Origin of the sequence: Vibrio sp. vnigr-6D03 (assembly GCF_002835515.1) — a bacterium.
Taxonomy (GTDB): domain Bacteria; phylum Pseudomonadota; class Gammaproteobacteria; order Enterobacterales; family Vibrionaceae; genus Vibrio; species Vibrio penaeicida.
The window spans coordinates 40,903-67,671 of sequence record NZ_PIZL01000012.1 but is presented as its reverse complement, the minus strand read 5'-3'; the positions used below and the strand labels follow the sequence as shown (position 1 = coordinate 67,671).

Below are 26,769 nucleotides of genomic sequence, written 5' to 3'. Positions count from 1 at the left end.
TCTTGCTCAGTGGGTGAGTGACACTTCAAGAAAGCCCATAATTGATTTTGCCATTGCTGCGTGCAGTTCTTGGCGAGTTCGTTTCATCCCATCATCACAAACCATGCCGTCGCCTTTGTGCTCTTCTTCGATAATCGCTCGACCACCAGGCTTACAAAGCTGCATAAAGCTGAAATGTGTTGCGTCTTGAATTAACTCATAGCGCGTTGTTTTTTCGGGGAGTATTGAAGCAAGATATCCCGACTCCAATTCATAGGGTAAATACGCCGTGTTGGTGCCTGCTGCTTGGATCAAAACCGGTATGGCTACTTGTTGCAAACTAGCAGGCGTGAAGCCTCTCGCCAGCCCGAGATCGAGCGATACTACCGCTTTAATACGCTCATCGATTAAATGGCTGTGTTGCTTTGTTGGCTTATCCAACCCCATCTCAGGGAGCAGTTTGCAAACTTGTGGGTTAGGGTGAGCCAAACATTCTTGTTTAATTTGAGTCGAGTCTGTTTTACCCCCCGCAAGGTTTATCATCGTCCAGCCGCCCATAGAGTGTCCAATGGCAGCGATATTTTTCCTATCAATGACTGAGTGAAATTCAGAGTCTGTCAGCATCCAATCGATCGCTCGGCTGATGTCTCTTGGGCGTTCCCACCACATCGCTGCTTGTTCCTGAGAAGGATTAAATGTGGTGGTTCCTGGGTGATCGGGTGCAGCCACGATGTAGCCGGAATCCACCAAATATTCTGCTAACCAATTCAGGTTACGCCAACTGCCTCGATAGCCGTGAGAGAGCATGACGAGCGGACGCTTTTCATGGTGAATCTGAGCATTTTTTCTTACCGAGATACCTTCAAAAGCGATATTGTCAGCCACTTTTACTTTCAGTGCCGTGTTATCACGTGTTGGATACCAAATGGTCAGGTTGAGAGGGCGAGTGTCTGACTCGATGGATGTTTGTAGAAAGCCGATGTCTTGGCTATTCGACAGTGAAGGGAACAAAAGACAGGCGAACAAAAAGAGTGAATAAGGCTTTTTCATGGCGATTTCTCATTGAGTGGATAGAGATGCCATTTTGCGAAAAAGCTAGGCTAGATGCGTCCTAGAACACGATCGAGGACGCCCTAAAACCTAATTTGCTACATTTCGTCTGCTACAGAATATTGCTTTTTACCTTTTTTAAGAACTTGGTCACTTGGTTTTGTTTGGCAACTTCACTTTGGTAAAGAGAAAACATTTGGAACGAGCAGTTTTTAGCACAAGCCCCAAGCAAGGCAAATTTAAGAATTTTGTATACGGGGCGACGCAGTACAAAGCGATCAACCCACCATGGTGATCCCAGTGTAGTGATTGCGGTAACTTTCTTTAATTTACCCAAATTAGGGGTAATGGCTTTCATATCTTCAGAGTGGTTGTACGCTCGGCCCGGCACCCAAACTCGGTCAAACCAACCTTTCAATATGGCCGGAAAGTTAAACCACCAAGTAGGAAACACTAAGACTAAGTGTTCTGTGTTTTCGAGTTGCTCAATATCAGATTGCGTTTTAGAAGCATCGAAATGATCGGCGTAATAGCTTTGGCGTTCGTTTTCACTCAATACTGGGTCGAATTGTTCTTTGTACAAATCTTTAACCGTAACCGAATGCCCTTTCGATTCGAGGTGTTCAATGACTTCTTTAGCCAGATGTTGGCAGAGGCTCGATTGAATAGGGTGCGTTACAACAACCAATGTATTCACAGTGTCTCCTTAGGGGGAATTTAGTAAGGGTCAATAGAGTCAGGGGATACCTTAAGAAACTAACTCAGCCGTAGGAATAGCCGCTAACTTAACACCAAAGCTTTGAATAGCGGGAAGTGTGCAGTTGTGATGTTCGCGAATGATACTTCCGCTCGCGTGAGGCTTATCATGCGTGGTATGAGCATCTGAAATCAGTGTTACTGGATAGCCCAAACCTGCAGCGCGTCGAGTGGTTGTGTCTACGCAAAACTCTGTGGCGTAACCGCATACGTAGAGATGTTGGATTTGGTGTTCGTCGAGTAAGGTTTGAAGATGGGTGTTGTGGAATGAATCGGGTGTAGTTTTGTTGATGTAAGAATCCGATTCAACCTGCTCCAAATCTTGGTGTACTTGCCAGCCCTCACTGCCCATTTCAACGATGGAGTTTGGGGCTTCATGGCGCACAAATATGACGGGAATATCTTTCGCTCTCGCCCAGTTTGTTGCTTGGTTGATTCGGTTTATGACTTTTTCTGTTTCATACGGTTGCGGTTTGGGTTCCATTAAACCTTGTTGTACGTCTATCACAAGGAGCGCTGATTTCATTCTATTGTGTCCTTTCATTCACTCGCATCAGTAGAGTGTTTTAGCCGAGAATCATTGATTGATAGCCAATGGGCTTTGGATTCCAAATGTATGTGCTTCTGCTTTTCTCTTTCAAATGGAGTATCAAGTAACGCCAGAGCAAAGGTTGTCCATTCACTGCTAAATGTTCCTGAATCCTGCCAGAGTACATTCGCCCCGCAGTGTGTACAAAAAGATCGTGTCACGTCCTCAGAAGATCGAAAGCGAGCGAGATGCTCTTTTCCTATCAGAGAAAAATGTTCTTTGCGAGTGGCAGCGTATGTAGCGAAAGCCGCCCCGTGAGACTTTTGGCACATCTTGCAATGACAGTGCGTAACCGCCTTGATATCACCCACAATTTCAAAAGAGACCTTTTTGCAAAGGCAGGATCCTGTATGTTTTTGCCACATTTACTTAGTCCAGTTGATTATCCCAAGAGTAAACTAACCGAGATAAATAACATCATAACGCCAACGAGAAACTCCAGTATTTTCCATGATGAAGGTTTTTGAAACAAGGGCTTAAGTAACCGAGCGCCATACCCTAAGCTAAAAAAGAAGACAAACGATGCACTGACAGCGCCGAGTCCAAAGTAAAATTTGGTGGCTTCATACTGAGTAGAGATAGAACCTAGTAGCACCACCGTATCCAAATAAACATGAGGGTTGAGCCACGTAAACGCTAGGCATATCAGCACCGTTTTCTTCCATGATGATTCGGATTCACCTACAAGGTTCATGGCATGAGATTCTTTAAATGCGGATTTGAAACTCAAAAAAGAATACACCAGCAAAAACGCAGCCCCACCGAAGCGGGCGAATTGCTCTATTGAGGGGAATTCCTGAACCAGCGCACCAAAGCCGGATACTCCCATAGAAATCAGGATGGCATCGGATGTGCCGCACACTAAGCACACCAGAAAGACATGCTGTTTCTTTATTCCTTGCTTGATCACAAACGCATTTTGCGAACCAATAGCCAGAATAAGCGAAAGGCTAAGACTAAAACCGGCTATGTAAGTTGATAACATTCAAATTCCTTTTACATCATTAATGAGCAATCCTTAAATAAGCATGCCTGAAAAGTGACTCTTTACTCAAATAGTTATTCTGATGAGGCATAAGTAAAGCTAAAGGGAAGGAATGGAAGTTGTAGGATACGCGAACCGACACGCCATGACTGATCGTGTCGGTTGGGTTTAAAGCTAGGTAGGTGTATAAAACTGAGTAGGGCTAAGCCGTCTGCTTGGTGAGCTCGAATTTTTTATTCTTATCGAGCTTTCCACTGAGCCGAGTGAGAGCAATAGCTATAACAACGATAACGGCACCCACCCAAGGGGTATGCATTAATCCCGCTTCTGCCACGATAAGCCCGCCACCCCAGGCACCTAAAGCAATGCCGACATTAAATGCAGCGATGTTCAACCCAGATGCGACATCGACCGCGTCAGGTGTGTGTTTCTCTGCCAAGTTGACCACATAGACTTGCAACCCAGGTACGTTACCGAATGCAAATGCGCCCCAAATTAAAATGGTTGCCGTCGCGGCAATTGGGTTAACTGCCGTAAAGTTAAAGAGAACCAAAATAGTCGCGAGACCTGAAAAGATAATAGTGAGGGCTTTGATTGGTCCCATTTTGTCGGCCATTTTTCCACCCCATATATTCCCCACAGCCACTGAAACGCCGTAAACCAACATAATCAAACCAATGGCGCTAGAGCTAAACCCAGAGACTTGCTCAAGAATAGGCGCTAGGAAAGTGAACGCGGTAAAGGTGCCGCCATATCCCAAAGCGGTAATGGCGTAGACAAGCAATAAGCGAGGGTGAGTGAGCACTCGAAGTTGTGAAGACAGCTTGGTGGCTGGTGGTTGCTTTAAATTGTTTGGTACAAGGAGCAAACTGAAAATCAATGCAATTAAGCCAAGCACGGCGACAGTTAAGAAAGTGGCTTGCCAGCCAAAAGTTTGGCCAATATAGGTACCCAAAGGTACGCCTGTTACTAGAGCTACGGTTAAACCTGTAAACATAATCGCTATCGCGCTGGCGGCTTTTTCTTTAGGCACTAACCCCGTGGCAATGGTAGAACCTATCGAGAAAAACACCCCATGAGCCAGCCCCGTCAATATGCGAGCAACGATCAACGTATCGTAGTTTGGCGCTTGCCAAGCCACCAAGTTTCCGACCACAAACAAGCTCATCACGAAAAGAAGCACGTGTTTGCGATTCCATTTTCCAGTAAGTGCGGTTAAAACGGGCGCGCCGATCGCGACACCGAGCGCATATAGGCTAACTAACAATCCAGCAGAGGGTAAGGACACCTGTAAATCGGCCGCCATTGTAGGAATGAGCCCCACAATGACAAATTCGGTGGTCCCGATAGCAAAAGCGCTGAGCGTTAATGCGAGAAGGGCTAAAGGCATAATGTTGTTCTCTCCATGACAGTCCTGAGAATGATAGTTCTGAGAAGCACGTATCGTTCAATAGTGGTGTGTTTCGTACTTGTCCCAATGAATAGAGGCGAATTATGCGGAATCTAATAATTGTTAAAAATAGAGGTTTTAACAAATGACTTTTGTGGAATATGCAATAAAATTGTTTCAGCTAATGAATGTAGAGAGTAGACATGCTAACCCGATCGGATGATTTAGAAATGTTATTGGCAGTGGTGGATTCAGGGGGATTTTCTGCCGCAGCCGAAGCATTAAACATACAGGTAGCGCGCGTGTCGCGTGCGGTAAGTAAGGTTGAGCGTCAGCTTAATGTCTCCATTTTTAATCGCACGACACGTCGGGTAGAGCTTACAGAAGAAGGGCGTCAGTTTGTCGATACGGTTCGTCTTGGTTTGATGCAAATCCAACAAGCAGAAGAAGAGGTTATCTCCCGTGGCGATCTACCCAAAGGTCGGTTGCGCGTGGACGCAGCAAGCCCATTTATTTTTCATCAGTTAGTGCCATTAGTGAAGCCATTTAATGACGCTTTTCCTAACATCCAATTGGAACTGACGTCGAATGAAGGGTTTGTGGATTTATTAGAGAAGAAAACCGATTTGGCGATTCGGATTGGGCGACTGAACGACTCTACACTCCACGCCAGCCCCCTTGGTAAAAGCACACTATACATTGTTGCTTCGCCTGCCTATCTAGCGTGTCGCGGCATTCCTCAAAAAACCAGCGACCTCTCAGTTCATGACACCATCGGCTTCTCAGGGGCTAGAGTGTTGAACCAATGGCCGTTAAAAGGGGTTGATGTATTAGAGCCGAAATTTGTATCCAGTAATGGCGAGACCGTTCGTCAACTGGCATTAGCAGGTAATGGCATAGCGTGTTTGTCTGGCTTTATGGTGAAAAAAGACATCGAGGAAGGTCGGCTAATTCCATTACTTGAAACAGAAAAATTCTCAAGTGCCGATAGAGAACAGATCAATGCGGTGTATTACCGATCGTCGTCCGTCGCTAAGCGTATTTCGGTATTCATAGATTTTATTCAGCCAAAATTGTTGTTGTAACTTTTGTGCTCGCTAAGGAAAGGGAAAGAATCACCCTATCCCCTCACATTGTTCATCTTGGGCTTTATACGCTTTAAGATTTTTATCCTCTTCATCTTCAAAATAGTCGTCACTTAACACCATCGATTGAATGCGATCGAGGCGAAAATGGCGGAAGTCTTTCCTTTTTTCGCACCAGCTAACCAGCAGCCAAACGGGGCTGAAAAATATCAGTGCAAGTGGGCGCAGCGTTCGGGAAGTCGTTTTCTTGTTGTCGTCACAGTAATGAATGTCGATTTTTCGTTTTTCGCGTATGCATTCTCGGAGGTCGGAGAAACTGATGCTCCAAGGGAGAATCGCTTCACTTGGCATGGAGTAGGTGGTGATTTGTTGATATTCGCCTTGAAGCTGGGCTGGTAAGATTGCTTGAATTTTTTCAAGAGCGCTCGTCGCTTTCAAAGCAAAGGGATCATCGGTCCATTGGCGTACCATGCTGATGCCAAGACCAATCGCTTCCAGCTCATCAATATCAAAGGTGACAGGGGGAAGGTAGTATTTCTTGTCGATGATGTAACCTACACCCGCTTCGCCATAAATTGGAGCACCTGAAGTGACCAAATCTTGAATGTCTCGATAAACGGTGCGGCTGCATATCTGGAACTCTTCAGCAATCTGCTGCGCAGTGACGGCGCGATGGCGGCTTCTAAGATAATGAGCCATTTTTAGTAGCCTATCTGCTCGTCTCATTCTTTTGCTCCTGCATAGAAATTTATTGTCATCACTGAATTTTGTACTTGTGGCATTAGCTCAGTGATACGCCCTTGATTAGGTGAGTATATACCCAAGTGACCTCAAGGTGCAGGATTCAGAGCCTCATATTCTGTTTCAATTCAAGGAAAAGAACGCTGTGGAATGACGAGTCCTTTCCAAGTTCTTTGACGAGGAAGTGTGGCAGAATATGGGCTCCCAAGGGCGAGTTTAACTGGCTTTCATACTGCGTTACCGATTCTTGATTTAGAATGACTAGATCTTCAAATCGATGCCTTGCCTAAAAGCCAGTTAATTCTCGCTGAACCAAGCATCTTGAGGTTACTTGGGTATATTGAATTAACCCTACTGACACCATGCTGTCAGTAGGGTGTCGTTATGCTCTATTCCACTCACCCAACATAGGAATAGAAGTGATGAAAAGAACAGCCGTTAACCCATGGAATTGGTCTCTAAATCTTGGCTACAGCCAAGCTGAAATTATTGAAGGCGCAGGTCGTCAGTTAAATTGCGCAGGGCAAACAGCGGTGGATACAGAAGGTGCGCCGCAACACATTGGGGACATGCGGAGTCAAATCGCATTGGCAATGGATAACCTTGAAACTGTGCTAAAAGCAGCAGATATGGGGCTCGCCAATCTTACTCAATTGCGTATTTACACCACGGATGTGGACGAAGCGATGAAACATTTCGATATTCTTGGAATGCGAATGGGACCAGTCAACGCAGCACCCCCAATGACATTACTCGGTGTTACCCGACTTGCGCTTCCAGAGCTACTATTTGAAATAGAAGCAATAGCCGCAGACTAATGGTTCTAGCAGTAGGCTTTTGAATTGCCAATTGTGACTTTCTCATTGCTAAGCAAACCTATATCAATTAAATCGCAGAGTAGGCATTGCTTTTCCTTCTTTGTTAGAATCCACAATAAGATATTAACGAGCAAGGATTTACACTATGAGAATGTCTTTTTTGATTGTCGCAATGAGTTTTGTACTTGGTGGCTGCGCAAAAACTTGGGAAGGCGTTAAAGACGATTCGTCCGAGATTTGGAAAGAGACAAAAGAGACTATCCACGAGGCGACTGAGTAATAGGCTCATTTCTAATTGGATTATCAAAAAGCAGCGTATTTTGAATGCGCTGCTTTTTTGTTGACAAAACACTTCTGAGAGAAAAACACAGAACAACTCAGCGGCTTTGTTCCATATTAAATAGAGTAGTCTCTCGCTACACTGCTGCGTATTATGCTAAATCGCAGAGTTAAACAATGAACGCATCAAACAACAAGATAAAATGGGGCATCGCAGGGTTAGGAAACATTGCGACGCGCTTTGCTACCGCCTTAACACAGCATTGCGACAACGCAGAGCTGTATGCAGTGGCAGCCAGAGACCAAAACCGAGCTCAATGTTTTGGAGAGAAATATGGCTGCGATACCTTTTATGGCAGCTACGAAGCGTTAGCGAAAGATCCGAACGTACAAGCCATTTATGTGGCGACGGTCCACCCTTTCCATCAACCTTTGACAGAATTGTTCCTTAAACATAAAAAACATGTCCTAGTGGAAAAGCCTGCTTTTACGAACGTGGCAGATTGGCTTGCCATGAGCGCATTAGCAAAACAACAGGGCGTTTTGCTATTAGAAGCCATGAAAACGGTGGCGTTTCCCGCATACCAAGAGTTGAAGAGTTACCTGGTAGATCACCAAATTCAACTTACTTCGATAGAAGCGGGCTTTGGCAATGAGCACGATTTTGATCCTGACTTGTTCATTTTCAACCACGAGCTGGCAGGCGGGACGACATTGGATGTAGGCGTATACGGTTTATGGCTGTTCTGCGATTTGTGTGACACACTCAATGTTAAGGTTTCCACGCCGACCGTTAAAATGTTTACCTCTTTCGAACAGTCCAAAGTGGATGAAGATGCACTCTTCCAATTTGATGGAGCGATAAGCGGAACAATCTCTGCTTCCATCGTAAAAAACCTACCTCGCGAGGCACTATTAAAAGGCAAGGGTGTGACCATTACCATTCATGATAAGTGGTGGAACCCGAGCCATATCAGCATTGAAACTCAAAATGGGTCTTTTTCTATTATCCACCCCATAAAAGGGAATGGGTTTGAATACGAGATAGAGCATTTTTCGCAGCTTCTGCTTGATGAAAAGCGCCTATCTGCTGTTTTAAAACCTCACGTGACCGAGCAGGTATTGTCGATTATGGAGCAAAGCTTAGTAGACGCGGGTTACGCACATTTAACCCAGAGATAAAGCCCGTAGCACAAAGAAAAGGATGGAATGGAAAACCTTAAACGCAAACTCGATATCTACGAACGGCTGTTTAGCACTTATGGTCCCGGGACGTCGGAATGTCAGATAAGTGAACTGGCGGCGCTCTTGCACGTTAGTGAGCGGCACGTTCAAACGCTATTGAAAAAAATGGTCGCAGTTGGGTGGATCGATTGGGTTGCCCAGTCTGGGCGAAACAAAAAAGCACGGTTGTCTTGTCGTATTGAGCCGATAGAAGCGTGTTATGAAATTGCGAACCCTTTGGCTGATTCTGGCAGCGTAGAGCAGCTGCTTAATGTGCTGTCTTTCGGGGGGAGGGATCCCAAAAAAGAACTGGAAGCTTACCTATCGCAATCGCGAGAAGCCATTCAACGCATCGCGTATATCCCATTTCATCGAGAGCTAGAAAGATTACACCCGTTCAGTTCTTTGCGCCGTACGGAACGTTTTTTGGTGACTCAGATCTGCCAACGACTAACGCTTATCCATAACGGCAAGTTAGAAGGTGACCTTGCTTATCAATGGCGTAGCAATTCCAGCGCGACATGCTGGCATTTTCAAGTTCGCAGTGGCGTACATTTTCACGATGGAAGTTTGCTGAGTGCTCAAGATGTAGTGAGATGCTTGCAAGCTCTCGCCTCAACTCAATATTGGTCGCGTTTGTATCGGCACATAGCGAGTGTGAGGGCGACGTCGAACGAGCTAATAGAAATTAGGCTGAGTGAGGCAGATTGGCATTTACCTCGGTTGCTTTCACGAGCGGAAACATCAATCTTTAAGCTGCCTTCCAGTGAACGTTTGATAGGGTCTGGCGCTTTTTCCCTTGATGTTTTTTCTTCAAAAATGCTTAGGCTCAGTCGGAATGACCGATACAGTCACAGCACAGCAATATTGAAGCGTGTTGAATTGTGGGTTTACCCAGAATGGGCGAAAAGCAAAAGCTGCGCGCTTAACCAAGTGTGCCTGCAAATGCCCGATCAAACGCAATCCATTGAAAGCCAAAAACCGTCTACATTTTTAAAAATCCTGAACCAGGAAGATGGTACTGAAATTGGAATTTGCAGCGACAACTCGAAGATAAGCAGTGAAGACACATCGGAATGCCAAGCGCTAAGTTTTGCTGTTTTAAACACAAACGGTGAAAATCACACAGTTCAAGTTGTTCCATATGGGCACTACCACCAAGATTTCGAACAAGCTTTTTGCAGCATTATTGATGAGAACGATGCGTTTACTTCGTGGTTGTCTTTCTTCTGTTTATACCCATTTCGTTCAGATTGTTTTCAGAGCGATATCAAGGGCATTCGATCGCGCCCAGATTATGCCGATGCACAGGAAGGGTTAGATGCACTAAAAACCAAAGCAAAAGTACTTGGCGTGGTGATACCACTGAAACAAGAAACGTTCAGCCTCGCGGTTTCCAAAAATATCGAAAATGCGCAAGTAAACGGTTTTGGCTGGTGTGAGTTAGGCGATATCTGGATTTCGGATCTGCCGTTAGAATTGTAGTTAGACATTTTCTCTTCGTTAGACGTAATCTATCCGTTAGACGGAATTTGAAACAGTAGGGAAAATGAGCGAATCATCTAAACAGCGATTAAAACACTTTCTGGAGCGAGTCGTGCCGAACATTCAGTACGACACTCATGATCTTCAGCAGTTTTCCTTTGCTGATTACCAAGAGAAACAATCGATTTTTTCAGAGGGAGATATCGTTGCGGATGTGCATTTCTTACTTCAAGGTGTTGGGCGATATTACTACCTTGATTCTGAAGGGGTAGAGCGAAATAAATCCCTAGTGAAAGCGGGCGGTGCATTTACTAGCGTAAGCTCGCTGGTCGCGACTGCTCCAAGCCCTTTTTATGCTGAAACCATCACATCATGCAGCCTAGCCTCCATCCCTTATTCCTCCCTTATAGCTTTGACGGAAAAACATCCCTATTGGAACGCTTTCGTAAGAAAAATCTATGAGCAATTGGTTCTGAAGAAAGAACGTCGAGAGGCGGAGTTTTTGCTATTGGATGCTAAAACACGTTACCAAAACTTCTTAAGCGAGTTTTCGGAAGAAAGCCATCTTATTCCATTACGTCATGTTGCTATGTACCTAGGTATTACGGACGTGACGCTTTCACGGATCCGCAGAGAATTGGGCTTAACATAAGTTAAGGCTTGCCACTTTTCTAACAAGTAGACTGCAACTCCTCATTGAATTTTTAGGATACGCAGATGAAAAAGTTACTTCCCCCCTATTTATTTGTGCTGACGGTTTTCGCGATGGGTGCTGTTTGTTGGTACACAAACTCTCCACATTTAATTGCCATGCCTTATTCATTTCTAGGTTTATTGTTTGTTGCTTTTGGTATTGCCCTCGCAGGTAGAAGTAGCGCTTTATTTCGCAAAGTTGGAACCAACATAATGACGTTTGATGAACCGGGAAAGCTGGTAACAACGGGCGCATTCAAATTCACCCGAAACCCTATGTACCTTGGGCTCTCCATTGCGTTATTTGGATTTGCTGTTTTATTTGGCGCGGCCATCTCATCTTTTGTATTGGTTGTGTTCTATGTGGTTGTTTCGGATCGGTGGTATATCGCTTATGAAGAGCGAGAAATGATCAAGAAATTTGGCGAAGAATACAGCCTGTATCGAAATTCTGTGAGGCGTTGGATCTAACCCGAGGTCAGGTTAACCCAAAAGGTCGCTGATTTAGGGGGTAAGAAATAAGGGGGAATTGCGTGCCACTTCATGCTATTCCCATCAGTTTGCATGATGAATTCTGTTAAGGTTTGCCAGCTTATTTGGTGAGTAAACAGGTAAGTTTTTAGAAAAAGAAGTACTGAGAAAACACAATGACTGTAGAGATTAGATCCGCATTATTAGAAGATATAAACCAAATTGCCCAGATACATGTGGATTCTTGGGGCGTGGCGTTTGAAGGCTTAATGCCTCAAGGATACATATCAGGTTATAACCTAGATGTAAGAAGAAAAGAATGGAACAGCATCATTCAAACGGAAAGTGAATGCGTTATTGTTGCTGAGCGCGACCAGCAAGTAGTCGGCTTTTTATCCTACTACATCAATCCCACCCATTCGGACGTTATCGAATTAAGCAAGCTCTACCTTTCCCCTTATCTATACCGACAAGGTGTCGGAACACAATTGATGAATGCGTTTAATCAAGTGGTAAAAGCAGAGGCAATCAAACGTATCTCTCTTTACGTTCTAGACAATAACCAATCGGCAATGAAGTTCTATCAAAAGCTTGGTTTTGTTGAGACTGGTGAATTCGAAAAAACGGAATACGACGGTGAAACCATCATTGATATTCGGCTTATGAAAGAAGTCGGCAAACAATGACTTCCTACTTAATGTATTGATATTCATGGTTATTAATGGATATTCCTCTTCTCATTTCTATATGAATACCTGAGAATCATAAGCCTTTGACATGGTATTGGAGACCATACATGAAACTAGGCGATAAAATTAAGAACATGCGCAATGATTTGGGGTTAAGCCAGCCAGAGATGGCTGAACAAGCAGGGATTGAACAATCTTATCTTTCCAAACTTGAGAACAATAAATGCATTCCGTCCAACGACGTTTTCCTTAGGTTACTGTCGGCACTAGGTACAAAAACAGATGATTTCATTCGTTCATTTGAATCAGAATACATTGAGTCAGAACTTTTAAAAATTCCAGATGTTAAAGCTTGGGTCCAAAGCAAGCAAGCAGGCTAATAGCGATAACCTTCAGAAACGTATATTAACCATCTCATGCATTCTTTTAATTGCAGGTTTTGTGTTGTTTTACGCGGGGAAGAGTGCGGTCATTTTTGATGAAGCTTACTATCGTTATGAATCTAGTGGGATCCTTTACGAAGGGGAATCGAAACATTTATTGACGTCTTGGCGATCAACGCTTCCATCAGGCAGCCAAAACCGAGAACAGAGAGAGAAGTTGATTAAATCATTCGAAGAACGAATGAAGACGGAAGTGGTTCTGAAGAAGGAGCGTTTAGGAAGCGAATTCGAGATAGATGTCGACGATGGGTATAGAGTCTTTAAGCTAAAAGGAAAAGTGGAGAAGGCAAGATTAGTCAACGGCTGGATAGAATTGCTTGGTGTATTTTGCTTTGTTTCAGGAATTGTTGGGCTATACGTTGAGCGAAGGAGAGCTAATTAATTACTTGGGTATAAAATCTAAATTGAAATAGTAACCCCTGTCTGTATTGAGTTTGGTAAACATACCTCCCCCCAAATTAAAAGCCAGCTGAGCCCTTCAAGTATCCAATATAACGTGAATACCGAAACTTGAGGCTGTGAAGCTGGTTCAAATCCTGTTGAGCTAATACTGTAACAATAATAAGCGCCTCATATTTAACTGATTGAAATTGTTAGGTTTTGTTTTATTTTTGTGGTTTTTATGGCTTGAGCTGTAAGGAAAAGGTCAAGTCGTCTCAAATAAGAGTCATGCGTTTAAGGCATTATTTGAGGGATTTTGGCGAGCTTTAACAGATCGTCGTAACTCAGCCAATAAGCAAAAATAAAATAGGGTAGGACGTGGAAAATAGAACGGATTGGGTCGATTACGCAAAAGGTATAGGTATTCTACTTGTAGTGTATGGGCATGTGGCGAGAGGGTTGTTCAACGCCAATATAGACATGCCTAATGCGTTTTACCATATGGCAGACAGCGTGGTTTATAGCTTTCATATGCCGCTATTTTTCTTTTTGTCAGGGTTGTTTTTTTACCGTTCGTTTTCCAAGCGAGGTGCTAAGAAACTGATGTTCAGCAAGGTGGACACCATTTTCTACCCGTACGTTTTGTGGTCTTTATTGCAAGGCAGTATTGAAGCCGTTTTATCGAACTACACTAACGGGAATGTGTCTTTCAGCGATGTATTTGCGTTGCTTTGGGAGCCAAGAGCCCAGTTTTGGTTCTTGTATGCGCTTTTCTTTGTGTTTCTAGTCAGCTCTGTCGTGTATTCCATCGGTTCTAAAGCGTTGGGGATGGGGCTTTTTGTCGTCACGGTATTGCTGTATGTATTTTCTTCATTTTTGCCAAATGTCACTCTGATTAACTTCTTAACTCAAAATCTAGTGTTCTTCTTTTTAGGAATAATCTTCACTCAGTACGCTTTAGAACGCTTCTTTAAATCTGGTGCGGCACTGGGCGTTACGATAATGTTATTTGCCTTTATTCAGTGGGTATATCACGGCTTATTGGGTATGGACTACAGCCAGAGAGGGGCAGAATCACTGATTGTTGCTATTTGCTCGATAGCGTTTGTCACGTCACTATCCGTCACGATATCTAAAGGATCCTTTGGGTTTTTGAAAACGCTAGGAGTAGCGTCGATGTCGATTTATGTTATGCATATATTGGCCGGCAGTGGCGTGAGAGTGGTGTTAACAAAAGGGATGGGTATTGAGTCTGCACCGGTGCATTTGATTGTTGGAATGGCAGTGGCCACACTGGCACCTTTAGTGGCGTACAAAATCATTGAGGCGTTTCGTATTCCTTATATCTTGTCTGCACCTATTTCTCGCTTTTTCCTGCCACGTAACTAATAAGATTTAGCTGTAGCTGCAACTTCGTTAAACGATAACCCAGCAAAACAGTTCACTTTCTGCTGGGTTCTTTCGAAATAGGATACTAAAGGCTACTTGAGTATATATCTTGGGGTGTTACCAAGTGAGTGTTGGGTCAATGCACTGATAAACTTGACCAAGTGCACTGTCATCAGTAAGCAATTTTTGCGCTAAACGCGCGACTTCACTGCGGTGGATCAGCCCATGCACTTCATCGTTCTGAGACAGCTCACCTTTCTCTGTGATTTCACCATCTTTCAGACCGCCCGGTCTTAAAATAGTGAAAGGAACGTTGCTGCTTTGAAGCCAAGATTCCGCCAAAGATTTTTCACGTACCGCCGCACCAAACCCTTGTTTTGAGCGCTCTGATAAGTACTGCCACGAATCTCCGCACCCCAGTGAGGTGACCAGCAAAAAGCGCTTAACGTCGTGTCCTTCTAGTGCATTAATTAAGTTGCGATGACCAATGTAATCTACGGGGACTTCAGCGCGGAAACTTCCCATGGTCGAAATAACCAGTGCTCCTTTAGGAATGTGACCGACGGTCTCCTTTACCTGCGTTTCAACGGTGGCATCACAGATCAACGCTTTAACACCAAGCTCTGCAAGGCGAGGGTTTTTCTCTGGTGTGCGAGCAACAGCTATAACTTGATAATCGTGCTGATGAAAGTACTCAACCATAGCAGCACCTAAACCGCTGGCTGCTCCCCAAATAACGACAGTATTCATAGTAAATCTCCAAATGTGAATAAGAATAATTTACATGTCTAACTATAAGATTACCAATAGATTAAACACGGAATCGTTTTCGTACAGACTGGTCCGATCTAGATGGGACAAAGGTTGAATACAAGTGGCTCGCATTCCTTGTGGGAAAATGAAAATTTTAGTGGGTCAATTTCTACTGAGAAGCGAATCGCAGGGTTTACATCGAATCACCCGATTTTGATTTTTATTTCATATAATTCATTTGGTTACTACTTCTTGGTTGCACTGAATGATGAAAAAAATAGCGGCGTATACACTGACTTTTGCCTTTGTGGCTTTTCTGCTGGTGGGGAGCAAACTTGATTGGTTTGCATCAAGTAACCCAGATTCGTTCCCTAAATTGCCTGAAGCGCCTGATTTTAATGTATCGAGTGAATTTGATGGGAAATGGGTAGGGCGTCGGATCAACGAATCGAACAGCAGCTTATGCGAGCCAACAACAATAGAAGGCGACGTGGTTGATGGGCTGGTCACCTTTATTCTCACATACAACGGAACACCGCTCAAAGGCTGGGTATCAGAGAACAAAGATCTGACATTGTATGCAAGCCATAGCCAATGGGATTATCGATTTGCTGGCAAGGTCACGAGCGATAAAATTCATGGGAAGTGGAACCTAAACAACGGACCGTGTCACGGGACTTGGTACCTCGAAAAACTCAGTTGAGTGTTTAAGCTTGCTTTTGTAACTCGAAGCCAGCTTTTCGAGTAATGTATCTATATTGATGCTTGAATCTACGTGCTACAACCCATATCTAATCTTTGTCTCAACACATAATAAGGAATACAGATGTTTGGAAAGTTAAAGGCGTCATTAGGTATTGGTGCAGCGAAAGTGGATACGGTGTTGCACAACATGAGCCTTTCTCAAGGTGAAACGTTAGAAGGGACCGTTCATATTCAAGGCGGTAATGTTGAGCAACAAATTGATGCGATAAAACTGAAACTTTGTACTCAAGTAAAAGTTGAGTCAGACAGCGGCACGAGCTACCCATCTTTTGTGTTGGGGCATCTCCAAGCGGTGGAGCCTTTTGTTATTGGTCCTGGTGAAGAAAAACAAGTCAATTTTGAACTCAAGCTTCACGACGAAACGCCAGTGACTGCGTTGAATGCACTAAACAACCTATGTCATGTTTGGGTTGAAACAACCTTGGATATTGATTTTGCTATCGATCCTAAAGACCGAGATCTTGTAGAGGTGAAACCTCTTCCTGTCGTGTCTAGCGTGATATCTGCTATTGAGTCAGCAGGGTTTACGATGGTAAAAGCAGACGTTGAAAAAGGTCATTTACGCGCGAACACATTCCAGTCGCACTCCGGTTGTTATCAGGAAATTGAGTTTCGCAACAATGGGTTTGTGACCAGTAAAGAGATCGAACTTTCATTTATCCTTGAAGGCGACGTAGTTCATTGTTTAGCGGAAGTGGACCGAACAATGAGTCTTCGTGGGGATCAATATGTGTCCTTCACACTAAACCGAAACGCTTCTGCACAAGACGTGCAAGATGCTGTATCACGCGTTCTTTCTGTTTAAAGTCTTTAAACGGGCGACTTCAGGTTGCATGCACGCTAAGAAAAGCTAAAAATAATCTCGGCGCTTTACGTGGAAAACGAAAAGCCTCGGGATTTTTTGATTAGAAGGGCAAATATGCTAAAAGGAATTCATCATACTGCGATCATATGTTCCGATTATTCTGTCTCTAAGGCATTTTATTGTGACATTTTGGGACTGAAAATTATTGCCGAGATCTACCGAGAAGATCGTGCATCTTACAAACTTGATTTGGTGCTTCCAAATGGCAACCAGATCGAATTGTTTTCCTTTCCCAACCCACCTAAAAGACCGACTCAACCCGAAGCGAGAGGGCTAAGACATTTAGCATTTTCAGTTACTTGTATCGAAGATGTTGTTGAACACCTAGAAAAGAATAATGTTGAGGTTGAACCCATTCGAATCGATGAGTTTACTCAAAGTCGTTATACTTTTTTTCAAGATCCTGATGGGCTTCCACTCGAACTTTACGAAGTTTCTACTTAATTTTCTGTTCAGAATGGCTGGTTTGTTTAGCACAAATTAACTTCAACATTAGGTGTTTCGATTTACTATCGCATTTCATTTTTTGCTAGTTGGTACGAGCCATTGAAAATTGTTTTGATGCGGCATGGGCAACCAGAACTCGATCTGCACAGTTTGAAAAGCCAAAGGTTTTCTTCCCATGATCTTGGTTCACTTGTGCTTGAATACGAATCGTCGGATTTAAATTTCTCTACGCTTCCTAGTGAGCAAGCGATTAAGGCAGCGCAAGGCTGCAACATAGCCGTGAGCAGCCAGTTACCGCGGGCGATTTCGTCCGTGAGAATGCTCGGGGTAGAAGAGGTACATCACGTACAAAAATGCTTTCGAGAATCTGACTTACCCTATCTCAACTGGCAAACTCCCAAGCTAAACTTTCTCTGCTGGGCTGTGATTTTTCGACTTTGTTGGTTGTTTGGCTTTGCTAAAAATGGAGAGCCTATTCATGAAGCAAAAGAGCGAGCGAGGTTAGGGGCGAATTATTTAAGTGCGTTAGCTAACCAACATGAGAGCGTATTTTTGCTCGGACATGGCATAATGAATCGACTCATTGCTAAACAGCTCAAATCCCAAGGATGGAAACAAACGGAATCCACAGGCGAAAGCTACTGGTCGTATTCCGTGTTTGAATACTAGTTAAAGCACCTTGAAGGCAAATCAAAGGAGGTGATATGGCTGTAAACTACAAAATAGTGCCTTTTAAAGAATGTCATGCAGAAGAAATAACCACATTCTGGCGTGAAAACATGCGTCAGAGCTTGGGAATTAACCCCGTGCATTCTTTTGAATCTCAGATGCATTTCCTCTCCCATATCCTCCCCTTGTCTTATCGTATTTTTGTTGCCGTGAACGATTCTGAACAAGCCGTTGGGTTCATCGCAATAAAACCCAACGAGATTAACCAATTGTATATTCACCCCGATTATCAAGGGAAAGGTATTGGTAGTGAATTCATACAAATGGCAAAGTCTCAAGCAGACTCTTTCCTAGAGTTAAGAACATTTGAAGTCAACAAACGTGCGCAATCCTTTTATATAAAGCACGGCTTTTTAGCGAGTATAGGAGACTGCGACAATGAAGAAGGGTTGCAGGATATCCTGTTTCGTTGGGATGAAACCTTGCCTGAAAAGGGATGATGCGCCTGTCTTAAATAAGAGATAATTATTTGTCTATTGGAATGTTGTAACATTTTTCAAAAATCCACTTCTTGTTCAAGATATTGAAAAATAGTGAGTAATTGTTATCTGTAATATGCTTTTGAGTGAGTATGTGGTTTTGAATTTATTGTTTCATTTTTGAGATGAAGGGGATGTGAAAATTATTTAACATATTGACCACAAATTATGTGGGGTGTAAAACTAAACGGCACTCAGGGCTTAATTAAGTACTGAAGCACTTTTTCTTGTCGAGCCAAATTCAAGAAAAAGGATGAGCACGAAGCATGCTTCGACTAAGACTCATAAAAATGCGTAGCAAGGTAACGAAGCCTAAATGAATTCGGTAATTCGAATTCATTTAGGCTTTTTTATTTTCAAAAATCAGCTGCTTGGAAGCAGAGCTTAGAACAATTAGCCGTGGAAGTTAGGTATGGATACGTTTCACATAGGTTTACTTTATTCAACAGAGGGTACTTATCGAAAGATAGGTTACAACGCCTTACTTGGTGCTCGTTATGCGATTGAAAAAGTGAACGCAGATGATCGTTTTCAATTCCAGCTTAAAGGGCATCATATTGATCCAAAAGGCAATATGGATGAGTACATCAACGGCGCGCAGTCTTTGCTGAAGCAAGGGATAAAACACATTGTTGGCACCATCACGTCGAGTGCTCGCAAGGAAGTGATCCCAGATGTTCATGAGTATCAGGCACTGCTTTGGTATGGCTCACCTTATGAAGGATACGAATGCGATGAGCATGTCGTATACCACGGAGCTTGCCCTAACCAAAACTTATTGCCAATGCTTCGATATGCGGTGCCGCGATTTGGTAAGCGAGTTGCACTGCTTGGCTCCAATTATGTTTGGGGGTGGGAAAGTAACCGTATCGCCAGAGATGCTATCGCTAGCATAGGCGGAGAGATAGTAGAAGACAGCTACTACCGCTTCGATACCAAAGATTTCCGATTGTCGATAGAGAACCTGAAATCTCATCAGCCTGATTTTGTCATTAATAATTTAGTTGGAGAATCCAGCTATGCGTTTTTGCATCAACTTAATGATGCATGGAGCGCCGACTCCCTCCCAGTCTTGAGCAGCAACCTCAGTGAATGTGAACTGGCAAGCATTCGCGCCTTGCCAAATTTACGTTTGTTCACTGCGCTGACTTTTTTGCAATCGATAGACCCCCAATTTACCGATGCTGCAAAAATGGCTATATCAGACAGTGAACCCGTCTCAAGCAACTTTGTCGGCGCTTATCTTTCTATTCTTAGTCTCGCCAATGCTATTTCATTAGAAGGAAGTGATGACGTAACGTCTGTGCGTTCGGTTCTGCATAAAGTACAAACAGAAACTCCGATGGGGCACACGTTAACCATCTCCAATAATCAGCACGCGGTTTTGCCCTGCTTTATAGGGGAGCGAGATGGTGCGGATTTTCGTATGGTGAAATCTTACGCCCCAATCGAACCCAACCCCTATCTTATTGCTCAAGGGTTCCTTACCGATGTAGATACGCTAGAAATGCCTGCTCGGCTTAGGGTGGTCAAATGAGTATCTCGACGTTATCCATCAGTAAGATCTCGGTTATTTCTGCGGATGAGCGGACATGCAGCCAAATCCAAAAAGCGACCGAGCGAATGGGGATTTGTTGCCATATCAGCGACCATATCGACGATAAACCGACGGACCTTTTACTCATTGACGTGCAACACTATTTTGCTGATATTGCTGTGCAAAAACCGATTCGGCAATCCATGCCCGTTGTTGGGTTGTTGGCTCATGGCTCTCCCACTGAAATAGAACGTGCTATCTCTATGGGGGCGATGTCGGTTGTTGGCAAACCCATTCACCAGGTGGGGTTGTATTCTGCATTTCACATGGCATTAAAACTCTCTCAGCAACATTCGGCGCTACACCAAGAGTTAGATACTTTAAGAACACGTCATAAGCTTCGCCCTATTGTAATAGAAGCGGTGATCAAAGTGATGGAAACACACAAGCTCACCGAGCAAAAAGCGTATGAGGTTTTGCGACAATATTCGATGCACAGAAACCTACCTGTGGAGCAAATTTGCCTAGAGCTATCGCAAGGCAACATGAGCTATGAAAGGCTTAGGAGTCAAGGCTAATGTGGAATCAGTTATTGTCGCGCCCCTCGGTCGTTGTCTCGATGGTGGTCATATGCGCTATTGTCTGCCTAGCGGTGGGTGCACACCTTTTCGCACCTTATGATCCAACTGAGCAGTTCTTTGAAGGGCTAACGTTAGAAGGCGCGCCTCTCCCTCCTAACGAAACCTTTTGGTTAGGAACAGACTTACTGGGGCGCGACCTTTTATCGCGCATTATTTACGGCTCTCAAACCTCTTTGCTTATTGGGCTTGTTGCCAATGGCATCGCCATTATTATTGGCACGGCAGTAGGTGTTACCGCCGCGTATTTTAAAGGTTGGGTTGGCACGGTATTGATGCGGTTCACCGATCTTATGATGGCTTTTCCAGCGCTACTTTTGGCGATAGCGCTTGCGGCCATTTTTACCCCCAGCTTGTGGATCGTCGCCATGGTCATCGCCATGGTTAATTGGGTGCAAATCGCCAGGGTCGTGTATTCAGAAACGCTGGCGATCAGTGAAAAAGATTTCATCGCTGCGGAAAAAGCGATTGGGGTTTCAGAGGCAAAAATATTGCTCAGCCATGTCTTTCCACATTTGGTACCGACGATGCTGGTATGGGGGACGCTTGGCATTTCAACCACCGTTTTGCTTGAAGCGATGCTCTCTTACTTGGGGATTGGTGTACAGCCTCCTATTCCTAGTTGGGGCAATATTATCTTCGAAAATCAAACCTATTTCAGTGTCGCTCCTTGGCTGGTATTTATTCCCGGTAGCGTGATTATTTTGCTTTCGCTGTGCTTCAACATTTTGGGGGATGCACTGCGCGACGCACTCGACCCAACTCTGAATGGGAGAGAAGCAGGATGAGTTACTACCTATTGAAGCGCTTACTGCATGCGGCTTTTATTCTGCTAGGCGTTACCTTCATTACTTACTTGCTGCTTTATTTGTTACCTGCCGATCCTGCAAGGCAAATCGCAGGGCGCAGCGCGACAGCTGAAACCGTCAACAATATTCGCGAACAGTTGGGGCTGAATTTGCCTTTTTATGAGCAATATTGGCGCTATTTAACCAACTTGCTTCAAGGAGACATGGGGCGCTCGTGGTTACAAAAAACGGAAGTATCAGAGTTGATTGCTTCTCGCCTCCCTGCTTCTTTACAGCTAATGATAGCCGGAATTGGCGTCGAACTCGTGATAGGGCTTTCACTGGGCATTATTGCTGCTCTCAAACGCAATAGCTTGATTGATCGTGGGTTGATGATTTTTTCATTTGTGGGGGTATCGTCTCCACATTTCGTTGCAGCAATGATGTTTTTATATTTATTCGCAGTGCAATGGTCTTGGTTCCCGATTGGGGGATATGGCGAATGGAAACACTTGGTGCTTCCTGCCATTACGCTAGGAATATTGGGCAGTGGGTGGTACGCGCGGATGATGCGTTCTTCGATGATCGAAGTGCTGCATCAAGACTACATACGAACGGCCAAAGCCAAAGGGCTCAGCCACACAAGGATTATATGCCGACACATGATCCCTAACGCGATTTTGCCGATCATTTCCATGATAGCAATCGACATAGGTATTTTCATTGGCGGCATGGTGGTGGTGGAGTCTGTATTCGGTTGGCCGGGCATAGGGCAGCTAGCATGGCAAGCAATTCAACGTGTCGATATACCCATTATTGTGGGCGTCACCTTGGTTTCTGCAGTAGCTATTGTATTGGGGAATTTGCTGGCTGATCTGATCTCACCGTTTGTTGATCCAAGGATTGACTTAAAAAAACTGTAACAAGGAAAAGTGTGATGAAAAAGTTAGCTATTACCGCGGCTTTATCTTTGATGGCGGTGTCTTTTTTGACATCGGCAGAAGTGAAGCAAGGCGGCTCCATGATTGTGACTTACAAGGATGATGTTTCAACGCTAGACCCTGCGATAGGTTACGACTGGCAAAACTGGTCGATGATCAAAGCACTGTTTGATGGGTTGATGGATTACAAGCCGGGTACCACCGAGTTGGAACCGGATCTCGCTGAAAGCTACACCATATCTGACGACGGCAAAACTTATACTTTCAAGCTTAAACAAGGTATTCGCTTCCACAACGGTCGTGAAGTCAAAGCGCAAGACGTGAAGTATTCCATTGAACGTACCATTAACCCAGCGACTCAAAGTCCAGGTGCTGGATTTTTCGGCTCGCTAGAAGGGTTTGAAGCGTTTAACAATGGCCAGTCCAAAGGGCTAGAAAGTGTTAAAGCGGTCGATGATTACACCGTTAGCTTCCAACTGTCTCGCCCTGATGCCACTTTCCTTCATGTGTTGGCGATCAACTTTGCCTTTGTGGTGCCACAGGAGTCGGTCGAAAAATGGGGAGCAGACTTTGGTAAGCACCCTGTAGGAACAGGGGCATTTAAGTTAGGCGAATGGAAACTGGGGCAATACCTCACCTTCCAACGCAATGAAGCTTACAACAAATCGGGTTTACCTTATTTGGATGAGATTCGATTTGAAGTTGGGCAAGAGCCTGTGGTCGCACTGCTTCGTCTAGAAAAAGGAGAAGTGGATATTGCGGGTGATGGCATCCCACCAGCGAAGTTTCTTCAAATGAAAAACAGCCCGCAATACAAACCATTAATTATTGCAGGCGACCAATTGCACACCGGCTACATCACCATGAACGTGAAGATGAAGCCATTCGATAACGTGAAGGTACGCCAAGCTGTGAATATGGCAATCAATAAACGTCGCATTGTTCAGATCATCAATGGGCGCGGCACACCAGCGAACCAACCATTACCTCCTGCTATGCCCGGATATTCCAAGTCTTACAAAGGCTACGCGTACGACCCAGAAATGGCCAAAAACAAGCTAGCAGAAGCAGGTTTTAAAGACGGTTTCAGTACTGAAATCTACGTCGCGAATACCGATCCTCAGCCACGTATTGCACAGGCCATTCAACAAGATTTAGCCAAAATTGGTGTGAAAGCCGAAATTAAAGCCCTTGCGCAAGCCAATGTGATCGCCGCTGGGGGCGACGCCAGCCAGGCACCCATGATTTGGTCTGGCGGCATGGCTTGGATTGCAGACTTCCCTGATCCTTCAAACTTTTACGGACCGATTCTTGGTTGTGGTGGTGCGGTTGATGGCGGCTGGAACTGGGCTTGGTATTGCAACGAAGCACTGGATGACCGAGCAGCAAAAGCCGATGCCATGGTGGCAGAATCACAGCAAGCACAACGAATGAAAGAATGGGAAAGCATTTACGTCGACTTGATGGCGGATGCGCCTTGGGTGCCTGTATTTAACGAACGTCGTTTTACCATTCGTTCTGAACGCTTAGGCGGAGACACCAGTATCTTCGTTGATCCGGTTCATATTCCTGTTAACTATGAAAATGTGTGGGCTAAAGATGTGCAATAACTCATTTGTGAAAACCATCCATAGCGTCCACCATCATCATGGTTGGAATAACGCTATTCCCCCCGCGTACCATGTGGCGCGGGGAACCACGCTGGAATTTGAATGCTTAGACAGTTCTGGCGGGCAACTCACCACGGCTTCTACCGCTGAAGACATTGCGGCGCTAGACTTTGGCAAAATCAATCCAGTAACTGGACCTATATTCGTTGAAGGTGCGAGACCGGGCGATGTGTTGAAAATGACCATTCACGAATTCAAGCCCAGCGGGTTTGGCTGGACTGCCAATATTCCAGGTTTTGGATTGCTGGCGGACCAATTTCAAACCCCAGTATTGAACCTTTGGTCGTACGACACGCAAACCCTAGCCCCAGCGGCTTTTGGACAGTGCGCCAACGTGCCACTTAAACCGTTTGCTGGCACCATTGGCGTTGCTCCAGCACAAAACGGTGACCATTCTGTTGTGCCCCCTAGGCGAGTGGGGGGCAATATGGATATCCGAGATTTGTCGGCTGGTACCACGCTTTATCTGCCTATTGAAGTGGAAGGGGCGCTGTTGTCTATCGGTGATACTCATGCAGCTCAAGGTGATGGGGAAGTATGCGGAACCGCGATAGAAAGCCCGATGAATGTAGTGGTCGAACTGGATGTTGTAGATAACCTCAAAATCGATACGCCCTATTTCACCACAACCGGTCCTGTGACTAACCACCTAGACAGTAAAGGGTATCAAGTCACTACGGGGGTAGAGCCAGATTTGATGGCTGGCGCACGGAGCGCTGTGAGCCAAATGGTGGATTTGCTTTGCGCTCAACATCACATGGCACCAGAGCAAGCTTACATGCTGTGCTCAGTGTGTGGCGATTTAAGGATCAGTGAAATTGTCGATGCGCCAAATTGGCTCGTCACATTCTACATGCCTAACGTAGTGTTCGAGTAGGAGTCACCGAATGGAGAAGGCGATGTTGTCGGTGGAGCATCTTTCCATCGACATTGCGGCAGGGAAGCAATATCACAGGGTGGTCGATGATTTATCGTTTACTCTGAATTCGGGTGAAACCGTTTGCATTGCTGGCGAATCTGGTAGCGGGAAATCGCTATCCAGCACCGCAATTATGGGGTTACTGCCGCCCGTTGCGAAAGTGGCAAGTGGTCATATCTGGTTTGAGGGGAAAGACCTATTAACCACACCGGAAAAAAGCATGCGTGCGATGCGTGGGGACGACATCGCCATGATTTTTCAGGAGCCGATGACATCGCTGAATCCTCTAATGACTGCTGGTCAGCAACTGTGCGAAGCCATTCAAGCGCATCGTAGTGTCGATTACGGCAGCGCTAAACTGATGGCAATCAGTATGCTAGACGCGGTGAAAGTCCCTCATGCACAGAAGCGTTATCATCAGTACCCTCATGAAATGTCTGGTGGAATGTTGCAGCGCATCATGATTGCCATGTCTCTGGTGTGCCGCCCTAAAATTTTGATTGCGGATGAGCCAACAACCGCTTTAGACGTCACCATTCAAGCGCAGATTTTATCACTGCTCAATGAACTCAAAAGCGACTTCGATACCGGAGTTTTGATGATCACTCACGATATGGGGGTGGTCGCAGAAATGGCGGATAAAGTTGTGGTGATGAATCAAGGTATCGTTGAGGAGCAATCGGATGTGCGCAGCTTGTTTCTGTCTCCCACCGCGAACTACACCAAAGACTTATTGGCTGCGGTACCCAAATTGGGGCATGCCAAGCCTGTTGAAGACGTACCTCAGAGCGAACCTTTACTGGACGTAAACAATCTTTGCGTGCGGTTTCCGGTTCAACATGTTTGGTGGCAAAAAGAAAAGCTGGAAGTGAGGGCGGTAGAAAATGTGTCCTTCACGATAAAACCGGGTGAAACGTTAGGGCTAGTGGGCGAGAGCGGCTGTGGTAAATCCACCATCGGAAAAGCGTTGATGAACATGTTGCCGTTTTGTGGCAGCGCTAACCTTAATGGCGTTGAGCTAAACGGGCTACGTGGTCAGGGTTTACGCGCCATTCGCAAAGACATTCAAATGGTGTTTCAAGACCCCTACAGCTCGTTAAATCCTCGGAAAACCATATTCCAACTGCTTAAAGAGCCATTGTTGATTCATGGAATATGCCCTGCTTCAGATGTACGCGATCATGTCGCGTTGTTGCTTGAACAAGTCGACATGTTACCGAATCACATGAATCGATACCCTCACCAGTTTTCAGGTGGGCAACGTCAACGGATCAGCATCGCCCGAGCAATTGCGTCTCAGCCCAAACTGGTGGTGGCAGATGAATCCGTGTCGGCACTGGATGTGTCTGTTCAGGCGCAAGTTCTTGAGCTTTTGGAACGTTTGCAGAAGAAACTGGGTGTGAGCTACTTGTTCATTTCGCATGATATGGCTGTCGTGGAGCAAGTATCCCACCGAGTGGCGGTGATGCATGGTGGGCGGATCGTCGAAATGGGACCAAGAGACGAGGTACTCAGTTCACCTCGTCACAGCTATACGCAGCGTTTAATGCAGGCGGTCCCCATAGCGGACGTGGATGTAAAACGCGATCTCTCTATGGTGCTCTCGGAACACAAAATGCCAGATCCCATTCGCAATGTTTCTGTTATCGAAGACGTGCTCAAGTACGAAGACGTTGGGCATGAACATATCGTTGCAGTGAACTACTAGGTGTTCGTTGTCGATCACCTTCTTTTGAAATATTTTTAGTTATTACAGTTACTTGTCACAAGTAGTCAGTTAACCCTATTTCA

General features: G+C 44.9%; 31 protein-coding genes. 23 read left to right on the top strand and 8 right to left on the bottom strand.

Annotated features, from left to right (window positions below; genetic code table 11):
* Window positions 1-6 precede the first annotated feature (6 nt).
* From CW749_RS08325 to CW749_RS08300, 6 genes are all read right to left on the bottom strand, one after another.
* Complete coding sequence (locus tag CW749_RS08325; RefSeq protein WP_101111565.1) at window positions 7-1,029, bottom strand: alpha/beta hydrolase; 1,023 nt, start codon at window positions 1,027-1,029, stop codon at window positions 7-9.
* Between the two features lie 112 nt (window positions 1,030-1,141).
* Window positions 1,142-1,726 (bottom strand): NAD(P)H-dependent oxidoreductase, encoded by a 585-nt coding sequence (locus CW749_RS08320; protein ID WP_101111564.1) that lies wholly within the window; start codon window positions 1,724-1,726, stop codon window positions 1,142-1,144.
* A 51-nt stretch (window positions 1,727-1,777) separates the two neighbouring features.
* Window positions 1,778-2,311 carry a cysteine hydrolase family protein gene (locus CW749_RS08315; RefSeq protein WP_101111563.1) on the bottom strand — a complete coding sequence of 178 codons (534 nt, stop codon included), beginning with the start codon at window positions 2,309-2,311 and terminating at the stop codon, window positions 1,778-1,780.
* Window positions 2,312-2,325: 14 nt separating this feature from the next.
* A complete protein-coding gene (locus CW749_RS08310) occupies window positions 2,326-2,739 on the bottom strand; it encodes a GFA family protein (protein ID WP_101111562.1) in 414 nt (137 codons plus the stop codon).
* Between the two features lie 17 nt (window positions 2,740-2,756).
* Window positions 2,757-3,359: a LysE/ArgO family amino acid transporter gene (locus CW749_RS08305; RefSeq protein ID WP_101111561.1), complete on the bottom strand. Its 603-nt coding sequence runs from the start codon at window positions 3,357-3,359 to the stop codon at window positions 2,757-2,759.
* A gap of 202 nt (window positions 3,360-3,561) precedes the next feature.
* The gene (locus CW749_RS08300) at window positions 3,562-4,749 is read right to left on the bottom strand and encodes an MFS transporter (RefSeq protein ID WP_101111560.1); all 1,188 of its coding nucleotides are present in this window, start codon (window positions 4,747-4,749) and stop codon (window positions 3,562-3,564) included.
* A 203-nt stretch (window positions 4,750-4,952) separates the two neighbouring features.
* Here CW749_RS08300 and CW749_RS08295 point away from each other — a divergent pair, with 203 nt between their 5' ends.
* Window positions 4,953-5,834, top strand: a complete 882-nt coding sequence (locus CW749_RS08295) for a LysR family transcriptional regulator (protein ID WP_101111559.1) — start codon at window positions 4,953-4,955, stop codon at window positions 5,832-5,834.
* A gap of 30 nt (window positions 5,835-5,864) precedes the next feature.
* On the opposite strand, the gene CW749_RS08290 is transcribed toward CW749_RS08295, so the two are convergent.
* Complete coding sequence (locus CW749_RS08290; RefSeq protein WP_101111558.1) at window positions 5,865-6,560, bottom strand: YafY family protein; 696 nt, start codon at window positions 6,558-6,560, stop codon at window positions 5,865-5,867.
* A gap of 437 nt (window positions 6,561-6,997) precedes the next feature.
* Here CW749_RS08290 and CW749_RS08285 point away from each other — a divergent pair, with 437 nt between their 5' ends.
* The 10 genes from CW749_RS08285 to CW749_RS08240 all read left to right on the top strand — a co-directional run bounded on the left by CW749_RS08285 (window position 6,998) and on the right by CW749_RS08240 (window position 14,447).
* Entirely contained in the window at window positions 6,998-7,393 is a 396-nt protein-coding gene (locus CW749_RS08285) for a RidA family protein (protein ID WP_101111557.1), read from the top strand.
* A gap of 145 nt (window positions 7,394-7,538) precedes the next feature.
* The gene (locus CW749_RS08280; RefSeq protein WP_101111556.1) at window positions 7,539-7,673 is read left to right on the top strand and encodes an entericidin EcnAB; all 135 of its coding nucleotides are present in this window, start codon (window positions 7,539-7,541) and stop codon (window positions 7,671-7,673) included.
* Window positions 7,674-7,849: 176 nt separating this feature from the next.
* On the top strand, window positions 7,850-8,854 hold the full coding sequence (locus CW749_RS08275; protein ID WP_101111555.1) for a Gfo/Idh/MocA family oxidoreductase: 1,005 nt from the start codon (window positions 7,850-7,852) through the stop codon (window positions 8,852-8,854).
* A gap of 27 nt (window positions 8,855-8,881) precedes the next feature.
* On the top strand, window positions 8,882-10,381 hold the full coding sequence (locus CW749_RS08270) for an SgrR family transcriptional regulator (protein ID WP_101111554.1): 1,500 nt from the start codon (window positions 8,882-8,884) through the stop codon (window positions 10,379-10,381).
* 64 nt (window positions 10,382-10,445) lie between these two features.
* Complete coding sequence (locus tag CW749_RS08265) at window positions 10,446-11,033, top strand: Crp/Fnr family transcriptional regulator (protein WP_101111553.1); 588 nt, start codon at window positions 10,446-10,448, stop codon at window positions 11,031-11,033.
* A gap of 65 nt (window positions 11,034-11,098) precedes the next feature.
* Complete coding sequence (locus CW749_RS08260) at window positions 11,099-11,545, top strand: isoprenylcysteine carboxylmethyltransferase family protein (RefSeq protein ID WP_101111552.1); 447 nt, start codon at window positions 11,099-11,101, stop codon at window positions 11,543-11,545.
* A gap of 176 nt (window positions 11,546-11,721) precedes the next feature.
* On the top strand, window positions 11,722-12,231 hold the full coding sequence (locus CW749_RS08255) for a GNAT family N-acetyltransferase (RefSeq protein ID WP_101111551.1): 510 nt from the start codon (window positions 11,722-11,724) through the stop codon (window positions 12,229-12,231).
* Window positions 12,232-12,341: 110 nt separating this feature from the next.
* Entirely contained in the window at window positions 12,342-12,614 is a 273-nt protein-coding gene (locus CW749_RS08250) for a helix-turn-helix transcriptional regulator (RefSeq protein ID WP_101111550.1), read from the top strand.
* A 61-nt stretch (window positions 12,615-12,675) separates the two neighbouring features.
* Window positions 12,676-13,059, top strand: a complete 384-nt coding sequence (locus CW749_RS08245) for a hypothetical protein (RefSeq protein WP_145997837.1) — start codon at window positions 12,676-12,678, stop codon at window positions 13,057-13,059.
* Window positions 13,060-13,436: 377 nt separating this feature from the next.
* Complete coding sequence (locus tag CW749_RS08240) at window positions 13,437-14,447, top strand: acyltransferase (protein ID WP_101111548.1); 1,011 nt, start codon at window positions 13,437-13,439, stop codon at window positions 14,445-14,447.
* Window positions 14,448-14,564: 117 nt separating this feature from the next.
* Here the strand turns inward: CW749_RS08240 and CW749_RS08235 are convergent, their stop codons facing one another.
* A complete protein-coding gene (locus CW749_RS08235; RefSeq protein ID WP_101111547.1) occupies window positions 14,565-15,197 on the bottom strand; it encodes an SDR family NAD(P)-dependent oxidoreductase in 633 nt (210 codons plus the stop codon).
* Window positions 15,198-15,468: 271 nt separating this feature from the next.
* Between CW749_RS08235 and CW749_RS08230 the strand changes: the two genes are divergently transcribed.
* The 12 genes from CW749_RS08230 to CW749_RS08175 all read left to right on the top strand — a co-directional run bounded on the left by CW749_RS08230 (window position 15,469) and on the right by CW749_RS08175 (window position 26,686).
* Entirely contained in the window at window positions 15,469-15,903 is a 435-nt protein-coding gene (locus CW749_RS08230; RefSeq protein WP_101111987.1) for a hypothetical protein, read from the top strand.
* Between the two features lie 123 nt (window positions 15,904-16,026).
* The gene (locus CW749_RS08225; RefSeq protein WP_101111546.1) at window positions 16,027-16,770 is read left to right on the top strand and encodes a sporulation protein; all 744 of its coding nucleotides are present in this window, start codon (window positions 16,027-16,029) and stop codon (window positions 16,768-16,770) included.
* 114 nt (window positions 16,771-16,884) lie between these two features.
* Window positions 16,885-17,274, top strand: coding sequence for a VOC family protein (locus CW749_RS08220; RefSeq protein ID WP_101111545.1), 390 nt, complete (start codon window positions 16,885-16,887; stop codon window positions 17,272-17,274).
* A gap of 102 nt (window positions 17,275-17,376) precedes the next feature.
* Complete coding sequence (locus CW749_RS08215; protein ID WP_145997836.1) at window positions 17,377-17,946, top strand: hypothetical protein; 570 nt, start codon at window positions 17,377-17,379, stop codon at window positions 17,944-17,946.
* 35 nt (window positions 17,947-17,981) lie between these two features.
* Window positions 17,982-18,446 (top strand): GNAT family N-acetyltransferase, encoded by a 465-nt coding sequence (locus CW749_RS08210; protein WP_101111543.1) that lies wholly within the window; start codon window positions 17,982-17,984, stop codon window positions 18,444-18,446.
* Window positions 18,447-18,897: 451 nt separating this feature from the next.
* Window positions 18,898-20,022 carry a transporter substrate-binding protein gene (locus tag CW749_RS08205; protein ID WP_101111542.1) on the top strand — a complete coding sequence of 375 codons (1,125 nt, stop codon included), beginning with the start codon at window positions 18,898-18,900 and terminating at the stop codon, window positions 20,020-20,022.
* Complete coding sequence (locus CW749_RS08200) at window positions 20,019-20,600, top strand: ANTAR domain-containing protein (RefSeq protein WP_101111541.1); 582 nt, start codon at window positions 20,019-20,021, stop codon at window positions 20,598-20,600. The genes CW749_RS08205 and CW749_RS08200 overlap by 4 nt, the downstream gene beginning before the upstream one ends.
* Entirely contained in the window at window positions 20,600-21,448 is an 849-nt protein-coding gene (locus CW749_RS08195) for an ABC transporter permease (RefSeq protein WP_101111540.1), read from the top strand. The genes CW749_RS08200 and CW749_RS08195 overlap by 1 nt, the downstream gene beginning before the upstream one ends.
* On the top strand, window positions 21,445-22,371 hold the full coding sequence (locus CW749_RS08190) for an ABC transporter permease (RefSeq protein WP_101111539.1): 927 nt from the start codon (window positions 21,445-21,447) through the stop codon (window positions 22,369-22,371). Before CW749_RS08195 ends, CW749_RS08190 begins: the two co-directional genes overlap by 4 nt.
* Window positions 22,372-22,385: 14 nt before the next feature.
* Window positions 22,386-23,999 (top strand): ABC transporter substrate-binding protein, encoded by a 1,614-nt coding sequence (locus CW749_RS08185; RefSeq protein WP_101111538.1) that lies wholly within the window; start codon window positions 22,386-22,388, stop codon window positions 23,997-23,999.
* Window positions 23,989-24,936, top strand: a complete 948-nt coding sequence (locus CW749_RS08180) for an acetamidase/formamidase family protein (RefSeq protein WP_101111537.1) — start codon at window positions 23,989-23,991, stop codon at window positions 24,934-24,936. The genes CW749_RS08185 and CW749_RS08180 overlap by 11 nt, the downstream gene beginning before the upstream one ends.
* 10 nt (window positions 24,937-24,946) lie before the next feature.
* On the top strand, window positions 24,947-26,686 hold the full coding sequence (locus CW749_RS08175; RefSeq protein ID WP_101111536.1) for an ABC transporter ATP-binding protein: 1,740 nt from the start codon (window positions 24,947-24,949) through the stop codon (window positions 26,684-26,686).
* The last annotated feature ends 83 nt before the right edge of the window (window positions 26,687-26,769 follow it).

Coding starts and splice junctions, on each gene's coding strand:
- CW749_RS08325 (WP_101111565.1), bottom strand. CDS start 1,029: ATGAAAAAGCCTTATTCACTCTTTTTGTTCGCCTGTCTTTTGTTCCCT.
- CW749_RS08315 (WP_101111563.1), bottom strand. CDS start 2,311: ATGAAATCAGCGCTCCTTGTGATAGACGTACAACAAGGTTTAATGGAA.
- CW749_RS08310 (WP_101111562.1), bottom strand. CDS start 2,739: ATGTGGCAAAAACATACAGGATCCTGCCTTTGCAAAAAGGTCTCTTTT.
- CW749_RS08305 (WP_101111561.1), bottom strand. CDS start 3,359: ATGTTATCAACTTACATAGCCGGTTTTAGTCTTAGCCTTTCGCTTATT.
- CW749_RS08300 (WP_101111560.1), bottom strand. CDS start 4,749: ATGCCTTTAGCCCTTCTCGCATTAACGCTCAGCGCTTTTGCTATCGGG.
- CW749_RS08295 (WP_101111559.1), top strand. CDS start 4,953: ATGCTAACCCGATCGGATGATTTAGAAATGTTATTGGCAGTGGTGGAT.
- CW749_RS08290 (WP_101111558.1), bottom strand. CDS start 6,560: ATGAGACGAGCAGATAGGCTACTAAAAATGGCTCATTATCTTAGAAGC.
- CW749_RS08285 (WP_101111557.1), top strand. CDS start 6,998: ATGAAAAGAACAGCCGTTAACCCATGGAATTGGTCTCTAAATCTTGGC.
- CW749_RS08280 (WP_101111556.1), top strand. CDS start 7,539: ATGAGAATGTCTTTTTTGATTGTCGCAATGAGTTTTGTACTTGGTGGC.
- CW749_RS08275 (WP_101111555.1), top strand. CDS start 7,850: ATGAACGCATCAAACAACAAGATAAAATGGGGCATCGCAGGGTTAGGA.
- CW749_RS08270 (WP_101111554.1), top strand. CDS start 8,882: ATGGAAAACCTTAAACGCAAACTCGATATCTACGAACGGCTGTTTAGC.
- CW749_RS08265 (WP_101111553.1), top strand. CDS start 10,446: ATGAGCGAATCATCTAAACAGCGATTAAAACACTTTCTGGAGCGAGTC.
- CW749_RS08260 (WP_101111552.1), top strand. CDS start 11,099: ATGAAAAAGTTACTTCCCCCCTATTTATTTGTGCTGACGGTTTTCGCG.
- CW749_RS08255 (WP_101111551.1), top strand. CDS start 11,722: ATGACTGTAGAGATTAGATCCGCATTATTAGAAGATATAAACCAAATT.
- CW749_RS08250 (WP_101111550.1), top strand. CDS start 12,342: ATGAAACTAGGCGATAAAATTAAGAACATGCGCAATGATTTGGGGTTA.
- CW749_RS08235 (WP_101111547.1), bottom strand. CDS start 15,197: ATGAATACTGTCGTTATTTGGGGAGCAGCCAGCGGTTTAGGTGCTGCT.
- CW749_RS08230 (WP_101111987.1), top strand. CDS start 15,469: ATGAAAAAAATAGCGGCGTATACACTGACTTTTGCCTTTGTGGCTTTT.
- CW749_RS08225 (WP_101111546.1), top strand. CDS start 16,027: ATGTTTGGAAAGTTAAAGGCGTCATTAGGTATTGGTGCAGCGAAAGTG.
- CW749_RS08220 (WP_101111545.1), top strand. CDS start 16,885: ATGCTAAAAGGAATTCATCATACTGCGATCATATGTTCCGATTATTCT.
- CW749_RS08210 (WP_101111543.1), top strand. CDS start 17,982: ATGGCTGTAAACTACAAAATAGTGCCTTTTAAAGAATGTCATGCAGAA.
- CW749_RS08205 (WP_101111542.1), top strand. CDS start 18,898: ATGGATACGTTTCACATAGGTTTACTTTATTCAACAGAGGGTACTTAT.
- CW749_RS08200 (WP_101111541.1), top strand. CDS start 20,019: ATGAGTATCTCGACGTTATCCATCAGTAAGATCTCGGTTATTTCTGCG.
- CW749_RS08195 (WP_101111540.1), top strand. CDS start 20,600: ATGTGGAATCAGTTATTGTCGCGCCCCTCGGTCGTTGTCTCGATGGTG.
- CW749_RS08190 (WP_101111539.1), top strand. CDS start 21,445: ATGAGTTACTACCTATTGAAGCGCTTACTGCATGCGGCTTTTATTCTG.
- CW749_RS08185 (WP_101111538.1), top strand. CDS start 22,386: ATGAAAAAGTTAGCTATTACCGCGGCTTTATCTTTGATGGCGGTGTCT.
- CW749_RS08180 (WP_101111537.1), top strand. CDS start 23,989: ATGTGCAATAACTCATTTGTGAAAACCATCCATAGCGTCCACCATCAT.
- CW749_RS08175 (WP_101111536.1), top strand. CDS start 24,947: ATGGAGAAGGCGATGTTGTCGGTGGAGCATCTTTCCATCGACATTGCG.